Source organism: Streptomonospora litoralis (genome assembly GCF_004323735.1).
Classification (GTDB): Bacteria; Actinomycetota; Actinomycetes; order Streptosporangiales; family Streptosporangiaceae; genus Streptomonospora; species Streptomonospora litoralis.
The window spans coordinates 2,045,086-2,066,040 of sequence record NZ_CP036455.1; the positions used below are offsets into that span (position 1 = coordinate 2,045,086).

Consider the following 20,955-nt stretch of genomic DNA (forward strand, 5'->3'; position numbering starts at 1 on the left):
CCGTCAGCGCCTCCTGTGATCATGGTGTTCGTGGTGGCCGCCGAAGCTGACGCCGCGGGCGCCGTCCATCCGGATTGACTCGTAGGTGTCGCCGTAGCGGGTGCTGTTGTCGACCGTCTTGTGCGTGCTGTTCTCGACGGTCCCGCTGACGTCGCGCGCGCTCGTGTTGTTGCCGCCGACGTCGCCCACCGTGTTCGTGGTGCTCTCGTCGACGCGGCCACCGTCGCCGCCCGAGTCGCCCGGACCGGCGCCGGCCGATCCGGCCGCCTCGTCGGGGCCCGTCGGCGGACGCCCGGGCAGGTAGACCCACGCGCGGGCCGCGAAGCCTTTGGCGGGTTCGGAGACGGCGACCTCGGTGAAGTCGGCGGAGAACAGGTCGAAGACGTTCTGGCTGACGACGTCGGCGTAGACCCGGTCGGAGACGATCAGCGCGAGGTCGGCGCGGGCGTCGGCGGCCAGTGCGTCCTTGACGGCGGCCGACGCGCACAGCCGGCTCACGGTGACCACCGCGTCGCCCGCGTAGCCGCTGTCCGCCAGATAGGTGATGCCCTCGTGCGCGGCCAGCCGGAGCCGCATCCGCGAGCGTTCGCTGCGGTGCCGGTTGTAGTGGAAGAGGCCCACGCGCAGTTCGCGGACGAGCCCGCTGATCGTGTACGCCTCGTCGATTCCGGGCGGCAGCAGGGCGAGCTCGCCGTCGCCCTGCTCCTGGCGCGCCCAGAAGGCGCGGTCCAGGCCGGCGCGCTCGCAGGCCGCGGTGAGCAGCTCGGGCAGCGCACGCTGTACCTCCAGCTGCCCGACGTCGTCCTGGCCGCTGTAGTTCTTCACGTCGGCGTTGATGCAGAGCCGGCGGATGCCGGGGTTGGCCGGTTGCGGAACGGTCGGCTGCATAGGTGTCCCTTCGTCTGGGTGCCGCGAGGCACCGGGTGCGGCAACAAAAGCCACTTTCCGGGCTTCTTAGGGCGCGGACCTCATCGTTTTACGGGTTTCCGCAATTCAGTCGCCGCCATGGCCGCCGGGGCCGTCGGGGCCGTCGGCCATGGCGTGCAGGGCCGCGAGATCCTGGATGCGCAGGTTCCGGTAGGAGGTGGCGACGACGCCGTCCTTGCGCAGCACGGCCAGCGCCTTCTGCACCGAGGGCTCCGAAGCCGAGACCAACCCGGCCAGTTCGGGCTGCGTAAGCGAGATCCGCAGTTCCACGCCTTCGGGCGTGTGCTGCCCGTAGTTGGCGGCGAGTTCGGCCAGCACCCGGGCGACGCGCACCAGGACCTCCCGGCCGTTGAAGTCGACGAGCTTGCCGGTGGCGCGGCGCAGCTTGGCGGCGATGTAGGAGCTGACGGTCAGTGCCGCGGCCGGGTGCTCGGCGAGGAAGCCGTGGAACTGCGACTGGCTGAGCAGGCGGGCGATCACCGAGCCGCCCGCGGTGACGGTCGCCAGGCGCGGGGCGCGGTCGACGGCGGCGAGCTCGCCGATGAGGTCGCCGCCCGCGCGGATCGCCAGGAAGGTGGTGGTGCCTTGCCGCCCCACGGCGGTGACCTTGACATAGCCGTCGAGGAGCACGAGGACGTGCGCACTCTGCTCGCCTTGGACGACGAGGGCCTCGCCGGTCTCGAAGACGCGCCGGCGGCCTCTGTTCAGTAGCCCGTCGCGTGCCGTGTCGTCGAGTGCGGCGAGCACGGTTCCCGCAGGCCAGGTGCCGCGGCTGTGTCGAGAGGATGAGGACACAGTGATCACCCCTGTTAAGACAGGCCCGAATCGGGCAAGGAAATAGGTCCCGTCCGTTTCTCGGTGGGATTTCGATTCCGTGGGCGCTGAGCGGCGCCGGGCGGTGTGAATTCCTATCTGTTGCGCGCGTGCTTTCGGGCATGCCGATAGGTGCACGGGTCGGCGCTGATCCGCCCGAGGAGTGGTGAGGGCGGCCAGGCCCGTCGGCGTCGGGTGCGGTGGTCCGAGGCGGGTGCATGCAGGTGAGGGCAGGGCTGTTCGGCGGGGTATTCCCGTTTCGCAGCTCCGGCCGGGCAGCGGGGGAGTTGCGGTCGGGACTATTTAACCGCGTGTCCGCGCTCCAGGAAGGATTTTCGGCCAAGAAGGCTCAGAATCACGGGCATTTGTCCGCCGCGCTCGACTCGCCCCGCCATGCAAGCCCGCCCGTGTCACCGATTGCGATATTCCTTGCGCGAAGAGTCGCCGTATTGTTCGCGCCGGCGGGCAGGGACTTCGGCGTTGATCTCGTACCTGTCGCCACGTTCGACGTCGACCATGGCCACAGGAGCGATATCAGCGCTGTACGCCGGCACTGCGTACTTCTTGAGCAGCCCGGAGCAGCGGAGAACGGCGTGCGGCGCGACGGCCGGAGGCCGCCGCGCCGCGGTCGCGGTATCAGGGGATGGGGGTCGGGATCAGTTCGCGCTGCAGGAGACGGTCGGCCAGGTCCAGTTGCCGTTGTGGTCGATCGTCATGCCCCAGTTGTTGCCGTTCCCGTTGGGGGTGGCCTTGAGCACCTGGGCGCTGGGGTAGTTGGCGTTGACGTTCCACGTCGCGGAGATCTTGGCCGGCTCCGGCACGTTCACCGTCACGGTCCAGTCGCTGGAGCCGCTGACGTCGACGCTGAGGTTGTACCGGTCGTTCCACTGCTGGCCCGCGGACAGGCTCGCGGTGCAGTTGCCGTTACCGGGGTCGCCGCCGCCCGGGTCCCCGCCGCCGGGGTCGCCGCCACCGCCGGTGGAACCGACGGTGATGTTGGAGCTGCCGCTGCTCTGGTAGCCCTCGGTCGCCATGATCATGTAGTCGTGGTTGCCCATGTTCATGCCGTGGCTGGCCCAGGCGTCGAAGTGGTTGCCCGCGGTGATCGTCCCGCCGGTGCGCCGCGACTGCCGCACGCTCCAGAACTGCGGGAACGTGGCGGTTCCCTCGATGGAGGGCTTGTCGTAGCGCATCGTGCGGTAGATGTCGTAGGTGCCGCCGTCACTGGTGACGGTGCCCTGGTACTCGCCCTCGGGGCGGTAGCTGCCCCAGTTCTCGACGACGTAGTACTCGACCAGCGGGTCCGTCGTCCAGCCGTACAGGGTCAGATACGAGTTGCCCGACGGGTTGTAGCTGCCGGAGTAGTCGACGGTGCGGCGCCCGCCGGTGCTCCAGCCCTTGCCGGCGACGAAGTTCCCGGTGTTGCTCCAGGAAGTGCTGTAGTTGCCACCGGACCCCAGCTCCATGGAGACGGTTCCCTCGGAGTCGGTCCAGAACGAGTAGAAGTACCCGCCGTCGTTGCCGGTCTGGTTGCTGGTGATGGCCGCGCTGGCGACACCGGTCGATGATGCGACCAGCGCCAGCACCGCGGAGAGGCAGGCGACGACCATGCCTGGGCGCCGGCGCCTGCGGCTCTGGGGGATTGCGGGGGCGTCATTCATCTGTGTGCTTCCTCCTCGCGAAGGCTTGCGGGGTGCCGGGTAGCGGGGGCCGCCCGGCGGGTCCGCGGCCGGCGTGGCGACCGCGCATCGACGCCGTCCGACGCGGCGGTGTGCGCCCATCGTGCGGCGGTCGACGACTGGGGGAACTGGAAGGGCCACGGTGAGCGACCCGGATTGACGGTGGGTAAGGGGTCTTTGATCCCGACAGTGTTCGGTCGACTCTGCCGTGTTGTCAATAAGTTTCCGGAAGGTTTCGAAAATTTCTTAGTCGAAGTTTCTTGCGGCGCGTGGTGGGCCGCCCTGGTTTCTCCTGCTCGTGCGAGCCGATAAGGGCGGCGAAGAAAGTTTCGAGGGATCGGGGCCGGGAGTGCGGCCGTCGGCGGGCGCGAGAGGCGGCGGAGTATGCGTGGGCGGTCGACGGGGCCGATGCGGCGAGGTGGTGGCCATCGCTGCTGCGAGGGGGCCGCCCTGGGTCGGCGGTGGCGTTCGCATTGGGCCTCACGCATTCAGCCGTGTCCTGCGCATTCCGCACAATGGCCGGTGTCGCGCGATCGGAGGCCGATACTTTCGGGCAAAACTTTCCGGAAAAAATTCGCTATGACCCTGGCCTGAAGCCGAAACTTTCCATACGCTGAAAGCGCTTCCAAAACCGGAACCGGGCTGCGAAGCGCAACACCCCTTCGCCGAGTGCGCAGGCGCTCTCCGAGCGCCGCGGCGGGGTGCGGCGCCTGCGCCAGGCCGGTCCGGCATACATCCCCCTTCGGCGTGCAGCGGCAGGCACGCGCCCCGGCCACCACCGCGGCGGGGCGGTCGGCCGATGGTGCGCCACTCTTGGAGGTCCTCGATGCGTGTCCATCGCTATCGGCGTCGGGCTTGGTCGGCCGTCGCCTTCGCCGCCGTGCTGAGCGCGGCCGCCGCGCTCGCCCCGCACCCGGGCGCCGCGGCGCAGGCCGACTCCGGTGTGGAGTTCGACGGTGCCGACTGCCCTGTGCCCGACCCCGGATCGACTGCCGCGACGCCGCTGCTCCCGGACCCCTTCACCAAGCTGGACGGCACGCGCATCTCCGCCGAGTCCGAGTGGCGGTGCCGGCGGGCCGAGATCAAGGAGCTGGCGGAGAGCTCCGTCTACGGCCACAAGCCCGCCAGACCCGACAGCGTCACGGGATCGGTCTCCGGCAGCGAGATCACCGTGAACGTGACACACCAGGGCAGGAGCGCCGGTTTCTCGGCGAGCGTCGACCTGCCGAGCGGCTCGGGCCCCTTCCCGGCGGTCGTGGTCCTGGGAGGACTCGGCGCGGACACCCAGACCATCAAGTCCTCCGGTGCCGCCGTCGTCGAGTTCGACCCCTACCAGGTCGGCGAAGAGGGCACGGGACGGGACGGCAAGCAGGGCGCGTTCTACAGCATCTACGGCTCCTCCAGCGAAACGGGCCTGCTCATGGCCTGGTCCTGGGGTGTGAGCCGGATCATCGACGTCATCGAGCAGTCGGACGGCAGCGTCCTCCAGGCGGACTCGACCGGTGTCACGGGGTGCTCACGCTTCGGCAAGGGCGCCTTCGTCTCCGGCGCGTTCGATCAGCGCATCGATCTGACCATGCCGGTCGAGTCGGGCACCGCCGGCGTGCCCGCGTTCCGCTCGGTGGCCCAGGAAGACGGGGCGCAGCCGCTGAGCAGCGCCTACTCCGAGCAGCCGTGGCTCGGCGACGCGTTCAGCGCCTACACGCAGAACCCGGACCGACTGCCGGTGGACACCCACGAGATCGTCGCCATGGTCGCGCCACGCGGGCTGTTCATCATGGAGAACCCGCACGTCGACTGGCTCGGCGCCACTTCCGGCAGCGTGGCCGCCCTCGGGGGAGCCGAGGTCTACAAGGCGCTCGGTGCCGAGGAGAACATCTCCTACTCCTCCGACGTCCAGGACGGCACCCACTGCGCCTCCCGCTCCGAGTGGCAGGCGCCCCTGCGGCAGAGCATCGAGAAGTTCCTGCTGGGGACCGGCAGTGCGCCCGGTGAGTTCCGGATCGCGCCGAGCGAGTCCGGCGACCTGTCCCAGTGGCGGAGCTGGCAGACGCCGACACTCGACGACAGCGGTGGCGGGGACCCCGGCGACGGCGACCCGGGTGACGGCGACCCGGGCGATGGGGACCCGGGTGACGGCGATCCCGGCGACGGGGGCGCAGAAGGCGCCTGCACCGCGGACTTCCGCGCGGTCAACAGCTGGTCCGGCGGCTACCAGGGCGAGGTGACGGTGAACAACACCGCCTCCGGTGCGCTCGACGGCTGGAGCGTCGCCATGACGCTGGCATCCGGGCAGTCCATCAGCAACCTCTGGAACGGCGAATACACCAGCACAGGAGGCTCCGTGACGGTCAGCGGCACCGGCTGGAACGGCACGGTTCCGGTCGGCGGAAGCGCCACCTTCGGCTTCGTCGCGAGCGGGTCCTCCGCCGCGCCCACCGACATCACCTGCACCACCCCCTGACCCGCTCGGGGGCCCAGGCGAGCCCGCCCCGCACCCGTACCCCCTCCCGCCGGGGCGGGCTTGGACCACGCTGCCTCGGGCGGTGCATCCGCCCGAGGCAGCGTGGCCGTGACCTCTCGCCGCCTGCGCCGAAACCGGACGACCGCCTCGCCGAAGCGCTGGGGAGGATATGCCGGTTCGGCGGTGCCGGGTGAGCGCCTGTGCTCGCCCCGCAGGGCGGCAGGGAGGCCGGCGTCACCCCGGCGCTGGCCCCGTCGAGTCGCGGATGACCAGGTGGGAGGGCAGTACAACGCGGCGCGGACCGGCGCCGTCCTCCGCCGCGGAGCCGCGGGTCAGCAGGATCTCCACGGCGGCGCGCCCGGCCTCTTCCTGGGGGCCGGACAGGGTGGTCAGGGCGGGTACGCAGAAGTCCGCGCCGAGGATGTCGTCGTAGCCGGCCACGCTCAGCTCGTCGGGTACCCGCACCCCGCGTTCGGCCAGGCGCCGCAGGATGCCGATGGCCAGCAGGTCGTTGTGCGCGACGACATCGCACTGGCCTGCGACGACGTGTTCGCCGCGGCTCACGCGCTGCGCACCGCCGGTATCGCGCCGCTGCGGATTCCCGGCAACTACTACGCCGACCTCGCCGCGCGCACCGACCTCGCGCCGGCCGTGCGCGAGCGGATGCGCGAGAACGGAGTCCTCTACGACCGCGCCGGCGGCGGCGAGTTCCTCCACTTCTACACGCCGATGCTCGATGGCCGCCTCTTCTTCGAGGTGGTGCAGCGCACCGGCGGATACCGCGGCTCACTTCGCGCGCCTGCTGGCCGCGGAGTGAGCTGGACCCGGCCGGCGGTTCCCGCCGCGGGGCGTGCCGCCGCACGGCGGGGTGCGCGGTGCGGCCCTGCGCCGCCCTGCGTTACGGCGCCTCCGGCCCGGCGGATGGCCGGTTCCGGCCATCCGCCTCGGCGGGCAGGCCGGCGGTACCGCACCGACTGGTGGCGGACGGCGGGCACGGATAGGTTCGACCGGTCAGCCGATCAGCCGCCGAAGGAAACGCCGCATGCACACGCCAGAGCACGGTCCCCCCGGCCCCGGGAATGCGCAGCAGATGCCGGACGCCCGGCAGCCGCAGCCCGGATGGGGGAACCCGCCTCCGCCGGGGCCGCCGTATCCGGGCGGACCGCAGCCGGGGCAGCCGCCCGCCGCACCCGGCGGCTATCCGCCGGGTGCGGGCTATCCCGGACCTCCCGCTCCCGGATGGCCGCCGCACCCGCGGCCCGCAAAGGCATCCCAGCCCGCTACGGTGATCGTGGCGCGCGTCCTGCACTTCGTGCTCGGCGGCTTCGCCGTGCTGGTGGCCTTCTTTCTCGGAATCGCCTCACTGGGCGCGCGGCTCGACCCGGCCATGGGCGCCGAGGCCGAGCAGGTCTCGAACGAGATCGCTGTCGCCGCACTCGTCGCGCTCCTGCTGGCGGCGGTGTTCTTCGTGCTGGGCGGCATCGGCGGCCGGCGTTCGCCGAAGGTGCTGTGGACGTCGGTCGGCGTTTACGCGGTGCTGGCGGCACTGGACGTCGTCGGCTTCTCCCTGGAGCCGGAGACGGGGCAGATCCTGATCGGGTTGGTGCCCTGCGCCGTGCTCATCACCCTGCTGCTCGTCGGGCCCTCCCGGAACCACTACCTGTCCGGGCGCGCACCAGCGGCTTGAGCCGGGACCGCCCGTGGACGGCGCCTGCGCCCGTGATGCGGAAGCCGGGCGGTCTCGTCGGCTTTCCGCGGTGCGGGCGAATCTTGTAGAGGGGCGCCGGCGCAGGCGGTGGTGTCCGGTCCGGCGCCCGCCCCACCGGGTGCCCCGCCGGCAGGCATCCGACCCGACGACCAGGCATGTGTACGCTGAGAGGCCGCATGGCTCCGACGGGTGGAGGTGGCGTGTCGACGTCCGGGATGCTCGATGACCTGCTGCGCCAGCTGCGGCCCGGCGCCTCCCCGGAGTCCGGGCCCCGGCCGCAGCAGCTCGCCGATCGCCTGCGGGAGCAGACCGGCGTGGACGTCGCGCTCGTGGACGGCGAGGGGCGGGCGGAGGTGGCCACGGCCGGGATCTCGGGCGAGGTGCTCGCGGACCTGCAGCCGGTGCTGGTGCAGCTGCTGGGGGGCGAGCTCGCGGCGGCCGCCACGCGGGCGGGCGCGATGCACGTCCGATGCGAGGTGCTGCGGCGCGAACCCCCGCGCTCGGTACTGGTGGCGGCGGCCCCCTCGCCGCTGACCCCGGAGGCCGCCACGCTGGCCTCGCACACCGGGACCGTGCTCGACACGCTGCGGCGCGTCCGGAGCGCCGACGAGGCCGCCGACCGCTACCGGCAGGCCGCCGACCGGCTCCGCGTCGCCGTCTTCATGGCCCTCATGACCGGCGACGTCACTCTGGCGCGCAGGATGACGGTCGGAGCCGTGCCCCCGTTGCTGGACGCCGAGCGCGTACGGCTCTACCTGCTGAACTGCCCTTCCGCCGAACGCGAGACCATCGCCGTGCAGAGTCAGGACGAACACGGCTATCACGGCCGGAGCATGGTCGTGCGCTGTCCGGTCTACGACCCCCACCTCATCTGCCTGATCCCCGACGACGGGGACGGCGGGGCCGAGGCGGACAGCGGCCTGGCCGCGCTGCTGCACTCCCTGGCGCGGGAGAACCCGCGGTACTGCCTGGGTATCAGCGAGCCGCAGCCGCTCCACGCCACGGCCGAGGCCTATGAGCAGGCCCGCCACGCTCTGGCCGGCGCGCGGCATACGGGTTCCCGCGCCGTCCCCTACGACGGCCACGCGCCGCTCGCCCGCCTGCTGCCGCGCGCGCAGGCCCACGCATGGGCCCGCGGGCTGCTGGCGCCCATCGAGGAGCTTCCCCGGATCACCGTCGACGTCACACGCCTCGCCCTCTCCTTCCCCCGCTTGGCGGTGGCGCGCCTGCTGGGCATCAGCCGCAACACCGTGACGGCCCACCTGCGGCGTGTCGAGGACGCCCTGGGCATGGACCTGCACGACGTCCACGACCGCGCCGTACTCGCCCTCGCGCTGGCCGCCGCCGGCCTCCCGCCCGCCGGCGGATCCGCCGAAGACACGCCCGACGCGCCGTCGCTGGACGCCCTGCTCATCACCGAGGAGGCTCTCCTCTGGGCGCGGAGGTTCCTCACACCGCTGCACGACGAGGCGCACGGCCCCCTGCCGGAGACGCTGCGCGCCTGGGTCGACGCCGGCGCCGACGCCCGGCGCGCGGCGCACACCCTGGACGTGAGCCGCACAACGGTCCGCGCCCGCCTGCGTACGGCCGAGGGGCTGCTGAACCGGGATCTGCTCACCCCCGGCCCCGGCACCCACGACCTCGTCCATGCGCTGCGCATCACCGAGAGTGCATCGTGAACAGTCGCCGCCGGGCGAGTGGGCACTGTGCGCATTGCCCCGGAGGTGACGCGGGCCTAACGTCGGCTTTGTTCGGTCGCCGAGCCGGTGAGCGGGGATTCCGGTGGCTGGGCCCGGACGGCGGGAGGGCGCCCGGGAGGCCGCGGACCGCCGTTCATGCGGGCGACCGGAGGTGCCGATCGCCGAGGGGGACGGTCGGCGGATCAGCTGAGGCACCGGATTGGGACGGAGTCCGGCGCCACGCGGCTCCGCCGAGCGGGATGACGGCGCCTCCGCCGGGGCCCGGCCGCGGCCGGGCCCCGGCGGGCTCGACCCCGCAGGAACGCCAGAATGTCACCGGTCTGTCGGAGCGGCTGCGCACCGGTCACGCTGCTGTAGACGGTGCTCACGCGGTCACCACCGACTCGATGGAGCGCAGCAGTTCCGCGCTGTCGCCGAGCCCGCCGAGGACGACGACCTTCAGGCGCGCCCTCTCCTCGTCGTAGACCGTCTGCACCCGCACCGGCGCGCCGCCGTCGCGGGGACCGGCCGCGGCGCCGGTGAGGAGGGTGGAGACGCGGGACGCCGTTTCGGGATCGATCGCCTCGACCTCCACGACACTCGACACCTCGGCGTGCCGCCGACGCCCGGCCGTCTCGTGCGGCCGGGCCGACAGGTGGCGGCCGGTGAACGCCTCCAGATCCTCGCGGGCGATCCGGTACTGCTTGCCGATGCGCACCGCCTTGAGCCGACCGTCGCGCACGTAGCTGCGCACGGTCCGCACGTGCAGTCCCAGTCGATCGGCGACTTGCTCCGCGGAGAAGAGCTCCTGTTCCATATACGCATCATAGCCTCCCTATCGAAGGGGAAGTGCGGAACGATGCGTAGTATCAAGGAACGATCCGCCACATGGTGAGGGGAGAATCGAGGCTGCCGGGAGGAGTCAGCGGAAGCGGAATCCGGGAGCCGGCCCCGCCTGCGCGGCCCACTGCCCCGCGGGGAGCTTGCCGGTGCCGGAGTGCTGCACCCGCCCGACGCGCAGCACGTCGCCGTTGAGCCGGACCGCGAACCCCGAATCGTCGACGTCGAGCACCTCACCGGGTCGGCCGGGGCGCCGCTCGCCGGTGAGACGGCAGTCGAAGAACCGCAGTTTCTCCTCCTCGAAGAGCGTCCAGGCGCCCGGCCGCGGATCCGCGCCGCGGATCAGGTCGTAGACGACGCGCGCGGGGCGGTGCCAGTGGATCTCGACGTGCCGGTCGCTGCAGCCGGGCTCGAACGTCGCCTCGGCGTGGTCCTGCTCGATCCGCGGCGCCTCGCCCGCCGCCACCAGGGCCACCGCCTCGGACACGGCGTCCACGCCCAAGGGGAAGAGCCGGTCGAAGTAGAGGCTGCCCACGGTGTCGTCGGGGCCGATCGGGCACCGCTTCTGCAGCAGGACCGGGCCGGTGTCGATGCCCCGGTCGGGCCAGAATATGCTCAGGCCGGTCTCCTGCTCGCCGTTGATGAGGGCCCAGTTGATCGCCGACTTGCCGCGGTGCAGCGGCAGCAGGCTCGGGTGGTACTGCGCCGTCCCGTGGGTGGGCAGCGTGAACACGTCGTCCGGCAGGAAATGGGTGACGAAGGCCATCAGGCAGAAGTCGGCCTCCAGTTCCTTCCACTTCACGAGCCCGCCGGGCTCTTTCAGGCTCGCGGTGGACACCCGCGGGATGCCGGCCTCCTCACTGGCGGACCAGAGCCGGTCCACCCGCCCGCCTTGGGCGGGCTCCGGCGCCGCGACGCCCGCTACGGTCACACCGTCGTCCTGCAGCCGCCGCAGCACCGCCTCTCCGAAGGCCGCCTGTCCGATGATGGCAACACGCATATATCTCTCCCGGCTGGAATTTCCGTGGATTCCCCCGTCTGAGCCTTTCGGCAACGTATCGGATCGGTTGGGACACGCCATGACTGCCGGGGTGAGAGCTCTGTTGCGGTTTCTTCGGTTTTCGGTTCCTCGCCTGGTCGGCGGCCTTCTCGGGGGTGTGCGACCGCCGCGGCGCCGCGGTCACCGGTCGGCGCGGATGAGGTCGGCCGCTCGCTCGCCCACCGCCAGGACGGTGACCATCGGGTTGGGGGAGGGCATCGTGGGAAACACCGACGCGTCGGCGATACGCAGCCCCGACAGCCCGCGTACCCGCAGCTCGGGGTCGACCACCGCCGCCGGGTCGTCCGCGGCCCCCATCCGGCAGGTGCCGGCGGGGTGGTACACGGTGTGGGCAGCGCGGCGCCCGTACTCCGAGAGCTCGGCGTCGGTGGTCAGCGCGGGGCCGGGGGCGACCTCGCGCTTGATCCAGGAGGCGAAGGGCTCGGTCGCGGCGATGTCGCGGGCGATGCGCAGCCCGTCGACGATCGTCTGCGCGTCGTAGTCCTCGGGATCGGTGAAGTAGCGGAAGTCCAGCGCGGGCTTGACGCCGGGGTCGGCGCTGGTCAGCCACAGCTTGCCGCGCGAGCGCGACCGGGGAATGTTGGGCGTCATGCAGATCGCGTTGCGCGGGCCCGGCGAGTCGTAGCCCAGGCGGGCGGTGTTGTCGTCGAAGGGCACCTGGTAGATGTGGAACATCAGATCCGGGCGCGGATCACCGGTGTCGCGGCGCACGAACAGGCCGCCGTCGGAGGCCATCACGGTGGTCTCGGGCACTTCGCGCTCGGTCTCCCACATGATGATCGACTCGGGATGGTCGAGCAGGTGCTCGCCCACTCCGGGCAGGTCGTGGCCCACGTCCAGGCCGACCTCGCGCAGATCGTCGGCCGGGCCCACCCCGGAGAGCATGAGCAGGCGCGGCGTGTCGATCGCGCCGGCGCACAGGATGACCTCGCGCTCGGCGGTGACGGTCTGCTCGGAGCCGTCGGCGGCGGTGACGCGGACGCCCGTGGCGCGGTCGCCGTCGAAGACGAGCCGGTGGGCCCAGGTCTCCAGCATCAGGGTCAGGTTGCGGCGGACCCCGATGATCGGGTGCAGGTAGGCCACCGAGGCCGAGGAGCGGTAGCCGGTGTAGGGGTCGTAGGCGAGGGACAGGTACCCGGCACCGTCGCGGAAGCCGCCGCGGTGGGAGGTTTCGGCGTTGAAGTCGTCGATCACCGGCACGCCGATGGCCCGGGACGAGGCGGTGATCCAGTCGGTGACGATGGCGTTTCGGTCCTGGGGTGCAACCGGGATGATGTTGCACTTGATGCGGTCGGCGTAGGACTGCACGGTGGCGTTGTCCCACCCGCGGGCGCCGGCGGCCACCCAGTCGTCGAGGTCCTGGGGGAAGGGCCGGAAGCTGATGAGGGTGTTGTGGGAGGAGCAGCCGCCCAGCACCCGGGCGCGCGAGTGGACGATGTGGGAGTTGCCGCGCGGCTGGGGGGTCGTGGTGTAACCGTAGTCCAGGTCGCTTTCCAGCAGGTTCAGCCACTCGCCCAGGCGCAGGACACGTTCCAGGCCCTGGTCGGAGGGGCCGCCTTCGATGACGCACACGCTGGTGCCGGGGTCCTCGGTGAGCCGGTCGGCGATCACCGAGCCGGCTGTGCCGCCGCCCACGATGACGTAGTCGAAGGACGCGTCGCTCTGGTGTGGGGCCACGTGTACAACTCCTTTTCTGTGCTCCGCGCCGGGGTCTTCGGCCGGGCGCGGCGGCGGTTTCGAAACGGTCTTGCGGGGGAGCGGGATTGAGGTCCCGCGTGCGTTCGCCGCCGGTTCGCGACAGATCTTCGCGGACGGCGGGAACACATCGGACCCGCCGGCTCCGCGGTGAGCCGGCTCACATACCCGAAGCCCCCGGCGGGCGAACGCACTCTCCATTCTGCCCGCGGACGCCCGTCTCGCAACCTCCCCCTTTGTGCGGCCCCGTATGCGGGCGCCTGTGGTGCGGCGGGCCCGGGTGCGCTCGTGTTTCACGGACCTGGAGGCCCGCGGCGCGATTCTTCCGGGTTCCGGTTTTCCGTCCTATAGAGCGGCTCTATACCGACGAACAGGTATCGGTATGACTTGTATTGTTTTGGATATTGATTCTCCATTGTTTCTGCATCACCATCGGTCATTGTCAATATGCGGCGCTTTCGCGGAAGCGTGAAAGTCCCGCATCCGCTGTTTCGTATGGCGAGAACAGGTGTAAATGGAGCACACGCGTACGCACGCCGTTCCGGGGTTCTGCGGGATCCCGGAATGCACGGATTTCTTTCGTCTGGATTGGAAATCGAGATATGGTTTCGCTGCAGCGCCCTGCCGCCTCGGCCTCGATCGTGGCGCTCACCATGCTGATGGCCGCCTCATGCGGTAGCCCCTCCGAAGGCGGGTTCGACTCCGGTGGCGGGACGGACACCGAGGTCGTCCTCGTCGAGCAGCCGTGGGAAGACCTCATGGTGGAGAACCGCATCGCCCGCCAGGTCCTGAAGGAGGCGGGCTACAGCGTCGAGATCGAGGACCTGTCGGTCCCCCTCGGCGCCCAGGCGCTGACCAAGGGCGACGCCGACGCCTACCTCGGCAACTGGTGGCCCAGCCAGAAGGAGGTCTACGGCGACCCCATCGACGCGGGCAAGATCGAGGTCCTGGGCACCGTCGTCACCGGTGTCGCCTACGAACCCGCCGTGCCGAAGTACGTCGCCGACGAGTACGGCGTCACCTCGCTGGCCGACCTCGACGAGAACGCTCAAAAATTCAACCGGGAGTTCCTGGGGATCGAGCCCGGCACGCCCGGCAACAACTCCATCCAGGAGGCGATCGACGCCGACGCCTACGGGCTCGGCGACTGGAATCTCGTCGAGTCGAGCACTCCGGCGATGCTGGCCGAGGTCGACAAGCGGACGCAGGACGAGCAGCCCGTGGTCTTCCTCGCGTGGGCGCCCCACTGGATGAACATCGAGTGGGACCTCGTCTACCTGGACGACCCCGAAGAGGCCTGGCCGGGCGCCGGCGAGGTCCGCAGCGTCTCCCGCGAGGGTTTCAAGGACGACAACCCGAACGCGGCGCGCTTCCTGTCCCGGATCGAGGTCGACCGCGAAACCGCCTCCGACTGGGTCTACCAGGTCAGCCAGGAGGACCGCTCGCCCGCCGACGTCGCCCGCGAGTGGATCAGCCAGAACCCCGACCGGGTCGGCGAATGGCTCAAGGGCGTCGAGACCGTGGAGGGCGACCCGGCGGAGGCCCCCGCGTGATCGATGTCCGCAACCTCACCAAGGTCTTCAACATGGCACCCGGCCGCGCACGCCGCGCCCTCGACACCGCCGACGGCGGGGCGCAGGCCGTGCGGGACTCCGGCGGAGCCGTAGCCGTCGACGACGTCTCCTTCTCCGTCGAACGCGGAGAGCTTTTCGCCGTCATGGGCCTTTCCGGGTCCGGGAAGTCCACCGTCGTCCGGATGATCAACCGGCTCGTGGAACCGACCGCGGGGACCGTCGCCTACGAGGGCGCCGACGTCGGGTCCATGACGCCGGAGAAGCTCCGCGAGCTGCGCAACAGGCGCATCAGCATGGTTTTCCAGCACTTCGCGCTGTTCCCGCACCGCACAGTCAGGGAGAACACCGCCTACGGGCTCAAGGCCCGCGGTGTAGCCAGAAGCGAGCGGCTCGAACGCGCCGACAAGGCGCTGGAACAGGTCGGACTCGCCCATCGCGGGGATGCCTACCCCGACGAGTTCAGCGGCGGGATGAAGCAGCGCGTGGGACTCGCGCGCGCCCTGGCCACCGACCCGGACGTGCTGATCATGGACGAGCCGTTCAGCGCGCTGGACCCGCTGACCCGGCGGTCCATGCAGGAGCAGTTGCTCGAACTCCAGCAGGACTTGGGCAAGACCATCATCTTCGTCACCCACGACCTGAACGAGGCGATGCGCATCGGCGACCGCATCATGGTGATGAAGGACGGCCGCGTCGTCCAACTCGCCACCGGGCCGGAGATCATCTCCCGCCCGGCGACCGACTACGTCCGCGACTTCGTCTCCGACGTCGACCGCACGCGGGGCCTGACGGCCGGCGCGGTCATGCAGCGCCCCTGGGCCACCGCCGGCCTCGGCGAGCACCCTCAGCAGGTGCTGGACCGCTTGGCGGACGTGGCCGGCCGGTGCGCCTACGTCACCGGCGACGACGGCCGCATCGCCGGAGTCGCCACGACCGAGGCCCTGACGCAGGCGGTGCGGCGCGACCGGACGGACCTGGGCGACTGCGTCGCCGACGAGTACACCGCCGTCACCGACGACACCCCCGTCGTCGAGTTCTGCCATCTGACGGGCGGCCACCGGGTGCCGCTCGCGGTCGTCGACGGCGGCGGGCACCTGGTCGGGGTCGTCCCCCGCAGCCGGGTGCTGAACGCCATCGCGGCGTCGGAGGAGGTGAGTGAGCATGCCTAGAATCCCGCTCGGCGACGCGGTCGAAGCCGGCCTGCAGTGGCTCACCGACAACGCCGGAGGCTTCTTCGAAGCGGTCTCGGCCGTCCTCCTGATGGCGGTGAACGGGATCTACACGGTGCTCGCCGCACCCGTGCCGTGGGTGCTTATCGCGGTCTTCGGCCTCCTCATCGCCCTGGCGACCCGCAGCGTGGCGCTGACCCTGTTCACTGTGCTCGCGTTCGCGCTCGTGGTGGGCATGAACCTGTGGACGCAGACACTGGAGACGCTCGCCGTGGTGGTCATGGCGACGTTCTTCTCGATCCTGGTGGGCGTCCCCCTGGGCGTGCTCGCCGCGAGCAGCCCGCGGGTCAGCTTCGCCGTGCGGCCGGTCCTCGACTTCATGCAGACCCTGCCGGTCTTCGTCTACCTCGTCCCGTCGGTGTTCCTCTTCGGGATCGGCGTCGTTCCGGGCGTCGTCGCCACCACCGTCTTCGCGATCCCGCCGGCGGTCCGGCTCACCGAACTCGGAATCCGCCAGGTGGACGAGGAGGTCCTGGAGGCCGCCCGCGCGTTCGGGTCGCGTCCCCGGCAGGTGCTGCGCGAAGTGCAGCTGCCGCTGGCGCTGCCCTCCATCATGGCCGGCGTCAACCAGGTCATCATGCTCGCCCTGTCGATGGTCGTCGTCGCCGGCCTGGTCGGTGCCAAGGGGCTGGGCGGCGTCGTCGTCAACGGTGTCACCCAGTTCGACATCGGCACCGCCTTCGAAGGGGGAGTCGCCGTCGTCGTCCTGGCGATCTTCCTCGACCGGGTGACCGGAGCCCTGGGACGCGGCGGCGGTGTTCAGCGGTGGCAGACCGCCCTGCGGCGCCTCCTCGGGCGCAGGCGCCGAGGCGGCGACCGAGAGCCCGAAACGGTGAAGGCCCCCGCCTGACCACGGCCGCGCAGCCCCGACCGGGTCGCCGGCCGGTGCCGCCCACCGGCCGCACCGGCCGGCGACCCGGTCGATCCCGTACAGCCGCAGCACAACTGCGCAGACGAAAGAGGAGATGCTCGTTGAGCGATGTACATCCCAACCGGCACAACCTGCCGATCGAGGAACGGCGGCACGCTCCGGCCACGTCGATCGACGTGCGCGAACAGGACCCGCCCTACCGGCCGGACGACCCCTTGCGGCCGCCGAAAGGCGCCCCCAACGTCGTGCTGGTCCTCCTCGACGACATGGGGTTCGGGGCGCCCAGCGCGTTCGGCGGCCCGTGCGAGATGCCGACCGCCGACCGGCTGGCGCGCGACGGGCTGCGCTACACCCGCTTCCACGTCACGGCCGTCTGCTCGCCGACGCGGCAGTCGCTGCTGACCGGGCGCAACCACCACTCCGTCGGTATGGGGGTCACGACCGAGATGTCCAGCGCGGCGCCCGGGTACTCCGGCATCCGCCCGCGCAGCGCCGCGACCGTCGCGGAGATCCTCCGGGGCAACGGCTACAACACCGCCGCGTTCGGCAAGTGGCACCAGACCCCGGCGCGCGACGTGAGCCCGGCCGGGCCCTTCGACCGCTGGCCCACCGGTGAGGGCTTCGAGAAGTTCTACGGATTCCTGTGCGCGGAGATGAACCACTGGTACCCGGTGCTCTTCGACGGGACCGTACCGAGTGAACCGGCCAAGCGCCCGGAGGACGGGTACCACCTGTCCGAGGACCTCGTCGACCAGGCCATCGAGTGGATCGACACGCAGCGCAGCCTCAAACCCGGCACCCCCTTCTTCGCCTACCTCCCGTTCGGCGCCACCCACGCGCCCTACCACGTGCCCCGGCACTACCGCGACAAGTACCGGGGCCGCTTCGACCACGGGTGGGACCGCCAGCGCGAGATCACCCTGGAGCAGCAGAAGCGGCTCGGAGTCGTGCCCCAGGACGCGGAACTGGCGCCGTGGGCCGAGGGCGTGCCGCACTGGGACGAGCTCTCCGCGGCCGAGCAGCGGTCGGCGGCCTCGCTGATGGAGCTCTACGCCGGGTTCGCCGAGCACACCGACGTCCAGATCGGACGGCTCGTCGACGCGCTGGAGGAGAACGGCGCGCTTGAGGACACCCTGTTCATCTACATCCTCGGCGACAACGGAGCCTCGGCGGAGGGCGGACTGGGCGGCACGCTCAACGAACACCGCTACGCCAGCGGCATCCCCGACAGCGCGGAGTTCATCAACGCCCACGCCGACGCGCTCGGCGACGAGACGACGCACGCCCACTACCCGGTGGGGTGGGCGCTGGCGATGAACACCCCCTACCAGTGGACTAAGCAGGTCGCCTCGCACTTCGGAGGCACCCGTGACGGCATGATCGCCCACTGGCCCGGCGGAATCCGGGAGCGCGGCGGCCTGCGCCACCAGTTCCACCACGTCATCGACGTGCTGCCGACCATCCTCGAAGCGGCGCGCATCCCCGATCCCCACTCGGTGGACGGCGTCGCGCAGCAGCCGATCGAGGGCACCAGCATGCTCTACACCTTCAACGACGCCGAAGCCGCGGACCGCCGCCGCCTCCAGTACTTCGAGATGGTCGGCAACCGCGGCATCTACCACGACGGGTGGATGGCGGTCACCCGCCACGGCACCCCCTGGGAGATGGTGCAGGACGGCCGCCGCTACTTCGACGACGACGTCTGGGAGCTCTACGACACCAACGTCGACTGGACCCAGGCGCGCGACGTCTCGGCCGAGCACCCCGGCAGGCTCCGCGAGCTGCAGCAGCTGTTCCTCGTCGAGGCCGCCAAGTACAACGTGTTCCCGCTGGACGACCGGATGACCGAACGGGAGAACCCGCGGGAGGCGGGCCGGCTGGACCTGTTCGGCGACCGCAGCACCGTCACCTTCAACGGCCCCGGTCTGCGGCTCACCGAAGAGACCGCGCCCAACGTCAAGAACCGGTCGCACACGATTACCGCAGTCGTCGACGTCCCCGACGACGGGGGCGAGGGGGTACTCGTCGCCCAGGGCGGGCGGTTCGGCGGATGGTCGCTCTACGTCCGCGAAGGGCGGCCGCACTACGCCTACAACTACTTCGGGCTGCGGGTGCACACGGTCTCCGGCGGCGAGCGGCTCGGCGCCGGCGAGCACGAGATCCGCCTGGAGTTCGGCTACGACGGCGGGGGAGTCGGACGCGGCGGAACCGCGTCCCTGGCCGTCGACGGCAAGCGGGTCGCCGAAGGCAGGGTGGAGGCCACCATCCCCTACTACTTCGCCTTCGACGAGACGTTCGACCTCGGAGTCGACCGCGCCTCGCCGGTGACCGACGACTACCCCACGGCCGACAACCACTTCACCGGGCGGCTGCGCCAGGTGCGCCTCGACCTCGGCGACGACCTGTGCAGCGACGCCGACAGCGAAGGCGAACGAGAGCGGTTCCGAGCGGCACATGACTGACGGACACCACGCATGCTGCGCCCCCTCGGCGGGTCCTCGGCCGGGTGCCGCCCCGGCCGCCCCCGACGGGGACCCGCCCACCACCGCCGGCAGGGGGAGCACCCGCGGCATGGTGCTCCTCGACGGCGGGGAGTTCCTGATGGGCAGCGAAGACGCACGCGCCTACCCCGACGACGGCGAGGGGCCCGTCCGCACGGTCGGGCTCAGCCCGTTCCTGATCGGCGCGACCGCGGTGACCAACGCGGAATTCGCCGCGTTCGCCGAGGCCACGGGCTACCGGACCGATGCACAACGCTTCGGCTGGTCGTTCGTGTTCGGCGGGCTGCTGCCCGACGACTTCCCGCCCACCCGCGGGGTCGTCGGCGCCCCCTGGTGGCGGCAGGTCGAGGGCGCTGACTGGCGCCGCCCCGCGGGCCCGCAGTCCGGAATCGACGACCTCGCCGACCACCCGGCGGTCCACGTCTCGTGGAACGACGCGCAGGCGTACTGCGCCTGGGCGGGTCTGCGGCTGCCGACCGAAGCCGAATGGGAGTACGCCGCCCGAGGCGGCCTGGTCGGATGCGCGTTCCCGTGGGGGGACGAGCTGGAGCCCGCGGGCGAGCACCGCATGAACGTGTGGCAGGGGGAGTTCCCCGGGCGCAACACCCGCGCCGACGGCTGGTACGGCACCTGTCCGGCCGACGCGTTTCCCGCCAACGGGTTCGGGCTGCACAACACGACGGGCAACGTCTGGGAGTGGTGCGCCGACCGGTTCGCCCCGGACCCGGCCGCGGCGGGAGCCGGGCGCCGCCTGGGCGGAGACGACGGCGGGACGCGGCGCAGTGCGCGCGGGGGTTCCTACCTGTGCCACGAGTCCTACTGCCGCAGGTACCGGGTCAGCGCGCGCCAGGGGATCGCCCCCGACTCCTCGATGGGCAACACCGGGTTCCGCTGCGCCCGGGACGTGTGATCCGCGGCGGTTTCGGCGGTTGCGCTGGTCCCGCGGATCCGCCGAGGCCGCCGCCCGAGCCCCCGGCCCGCTCCCCGCCTCACCCGGGGTGGGCGCCGTCCAGCGGGCCGGGGCCCTGGGCCCCGTCGTCGGGCGACCGCTGTGAAACGAGGTCGATGAACGCCTGGGCCGCCGGCGACAGGGGCTCCGGCGGCCAGACCAGGACGCCGCGGCGAGCGAGCGGCGGGGCGAGGCCGACGACGACCGCGCCGAGTCCCGCAGCCTCCATGGCCAGCCGGTACGGAAGGAGGGTGGCGCCGGCGCCGGCGATCACCAGCGGCACGATGGCGGCGCGGTGGGTGGTTTCCACGGCGATCCGCGGTGAGGTCCCGGTGACAGCAAGCGCGCTGTCGAGCGCGCTTCTGGTGGTGGTGCCGTTCGGCGTGGTCACGAGGTCCAACTCGGCGATCCGCTGCAGCGGGAGGGGGCCCTCGGGTTCGGCCGTGGAGGGTGGGAGCACGGCCAGCACCTCCTGCTGGGGCAGGTCGAGCACCCGCATCCCCGCCGCGGGGATGCCGTGCTCGGTGAGCCCCACCTCGCACTGCCCGCGGCGGACGAGGTCGACGATCGACGCGGCGTTCTCCGCATCCACGATCCGGAACTCGACTCCGGGGTGCAGGTTGCGGAACGCGCCCACGAACGACGCGAGCGGGTCGACGGCCAGGGTGGTGACGGCGGCGATGTCGATGCGCCCCGACACCAGCCCGGACACCCGCTGGGCCGCGGTCTGCACGCGCATGAAGTCGTGCAGCACCTGCCGGGCCGGGTCGAGCAGCGCCTCGCCCACGGGTGTCAGCACCACACCCCGCCCGACGCGGCGGAACAGCGGGGCCCCGACCTCGCGCTCCAGGACGCGTATGGCATAGGACAGCGACGGCTGCGCGATCCGCAGCGAGTTCGAAGCGCTGGTGAAACTCCCGTGGCTCGCGATCGAGAGAAAGTACTCCAGATGCTTCCGCTCCACCC

At 71.4% G+C, this 20,955-nt stretch carries 16 protein-coding genes; 8 read left to right on the top strand and 8 right to left on the bottom strand.

Annotated features, from left to right (window positions below; translation table 11 throughout):
• Positions 1-3 precede the first annotated feature (3 nt).
• From EKD16_RS08835 to EKD16_RS08845, 3 genes are all read right to left on the bottom strand, one after another.
• Positions 4-888 (bottom strand): hypothetical protein, encoded by an 885-nt coding sequence (locus EKD16_RS08835; protein WP_131097941.1) that lies wholly within the window; start codon positions 886-888, stop codon positions 4-6.
• A 105-nt stretch (positions 889-993) separates the two neighbouring features.
• Positions 994-1,722 carry a Crp/Fnr family transcriptional regulator gene (locus EKD16_RS08840; protein WP_131097942.1) on the bottom strand — a complete coding sequence of 243 codons (729 nt, stop codon included), beginning with the start codon at positions 1,720-1,722 and terminating at the stop codon, positions 994-996.
• 674 nt (positions 1,723-2,396) lie between these two features.
• A complete protein-coding gene (locus tag EKD16_RS08845; RefSeq protein WP_131097943.1) occupies positions 2,397-3,401 on the bottom strand; it encodes a glycoside hydrolase family 11 protein in 1,005 nt (334 codons plus the stop codon).
• Positions 3,402-4,245: 844 nt separating this feature from the next.
• Between EKD16_RS08845 and EKD16_RS08850 the strand changes: the two genes are divergently transcribed.
• Positions 4,246-5,883: a glucuronyl esterase domain-containing protein gene (locus EKD16_RS08850; protein WP_131097944.1), complete on the top strand. Its 1,638-nt coding sequence runs from the start codon at positions 4,246-4,248 to the stop codon at positions 5,881-5,883.
• Positions 5,884-6,117: 234 nt separating this feature from the next.
• Here EKD16_RS08850 and EKD16_RS26465 read toward each other — a convergent pair whose 3' ends face one another.
• Positions 6,118-6,600 (bottom strand): substrate-binding domain-containing protein, encoded by a 483-nt coding sequence (locus EKD16_RS26465; RefSeq protein WP_341351871.1) that lies wholly within the window; start codon positions 6,598-6,600, stop codon positions 6,118-6,120.
• Positions 6,601-7,174: 574 nt separating this feature from the next.
• On the opposite strand from EKD16_RS26465, the gene EKD16_RS25310 reads away from it, so the two are divergent.
• Together EKD16_RS25310 and EKD16_RS08865 are read left to right on the top strand one after the other, a co-directional pair.
• Positions 7,175-7,570 (top strand): hypothetical protein, encoded by a 396-nt coding sequence (locus EKD16_RS25310; protein ID WP_165498535.1) that lies wholly within the window; start codon positions 7,175-7,177, stop codon positions 7,568-7,570.
• Between the two features lie 221 nt (positions 7,571-7,791).
• On the top strand, positions 7,792-9,270 hold the full coding sequence (locus EKD16_RS08865; RefSeq protein ID WP_207391476.1) for a helix-turn-helix domain-containing protein: 1,479 nt from the start codon (positions 7,792-7,794) through the stop codon (positions 9,268-9,270).
• Positions 9,271-9,655: 385 nt separating this feature from the next.
• Here the strand turns inward: EKD16_RS08865 and EKD16_RS08870 are convergent, their stop codons facing one another.
• The 3 genes from EKD16_RS08870 to EKD16_RS08880 all read right to left on the bottom strand — a co-directional run bounded on the left by EKD16_RS08870 (position 9,656) and on the right by EKD16_RS08880 (position 12,847).
• Positions 9,656-10,087, bottom strand: coding sequence for a helix-turn-helix domain-containing protein (locus tag EKD16_RS08870; RefSeq protein ID WP_131097948.1), 432 nt, complete (start codon positions 10,085-10,087; stop codon positions 9,656-9,658).
• Between the two features lie 105 nt (positions 10,088-10,192).
• Positions 10,193-11,110, bottom strand: coding sequence for a methionyl-tRNA formyltransferase (locus EKD16_RS08875; protein WP_165498536.1), 918 nt, complete (start codon positions 11,108-11,110; stop codon positions 10,193-10,195).
• Between the two features lie 180 nt (positions 11,111-11,290).
• Entirely contained in the window at positions 11,291-12,847 is a 1,557-nt protein-coding gene (locus EKD16_RS08880) for a GMC family oxidoreductase (RefSeq protein WP_131097950.1), read from the bottom strand.
• A gap of 620 nt (positions 12,848-13,467) precedes the next feature.
• On the opposite strand from EKD16_RS08880, the gene EKD16_RS08885 reads away from it, so the two are divergent.
• The 5 genes from EKD16_RS08885 to EKD16_RS08905 all read left to right on the top strand — a co-directional run bounded on the left by EKD16_RS08885 (position 13,468) and on the right by EKD16_RS08905 (position 19,950).
• Positions 13,468-14,418: an ABC transporter substrate-binding protein gene (locus EKD16_RS08885; RefSeq protein ID WP_131097951.1), complete on the top strand. Its 951-nt coding sequence runs from the start codon at positions 13,468-13,470 to the stop codon at positions 14,416-14,418.
• Positions 14,415-15,608, top strand: a complete 1,194-nt coding sequence (locus tag EKD16_RS08890; protein ID WP_242677303.1) for a quaternary amine ABC transporter ATP-binding protein — start codon at positions 14,415-14,417, stop codon at positions 15,606-15,608. Before EKD16_RS08885 ends, EKD16_RS08890 begins: the two co-directional genes overlap by 4 nt.
• Positions 15,601-16,518 (top strand): ABC transporter permease, encoded by a 918-nt coding sequence (locus EKD16_RS08895; RefSeq protein ID WP_131097952.1) that lies wholly within the window; start codon positions 15,601-15,603, stop codon positions 16,516-16,518. Before EKD16_RS08890 ends, EKD16_RS08895 begins: the two co-directional genes overlap by 8 nt.
• Before the next feature lie 122 nt (positions 16,519-16,640).
• Complete coding sequence (locus EKD16_RS08900; RefSeq protein ID WP_131097953.1) at positions 16,641-19,001, top strand: arylsulfatase; 2,361 nt, start codon at positions 16,641-16,643, stop codon at positions 18,999-19,001.
• Between the two features lie 109 nt (positions 19,002-19,110).
• Positions 19,111-19,950, top strand: a complete 840-nt coding sequence (locus EKD16_RS08905) for a formylglycine-generating enzyme family protein (protein ID WP_207391477.1) — start codon at positions 19,111-19,113, stop codon at positions 19,948-19,950.
• A gap of 79 nt (positions 19,951-20,029) precedes the next feature.
• Here the strand turns inward: EKD16_RS08905 and EKD16_RS08910 are convergent, their stop codons facing one another.
• The gene (locus tag EKD16_RS08910) at positions 20,030-20,953 is read right to left on the bottom strand and encodes a LysR family transcriptional regulator (RefSeq protein ID WP_131097955.1); all 924 of its coding nucleotides are present in this window, start codon (positions 20,951-20,953) and stop codon (positions 20,030-20,032) included.
• Between the last annotated feature and the right edge of the window lie 2 nt (positions 20,954-20,955).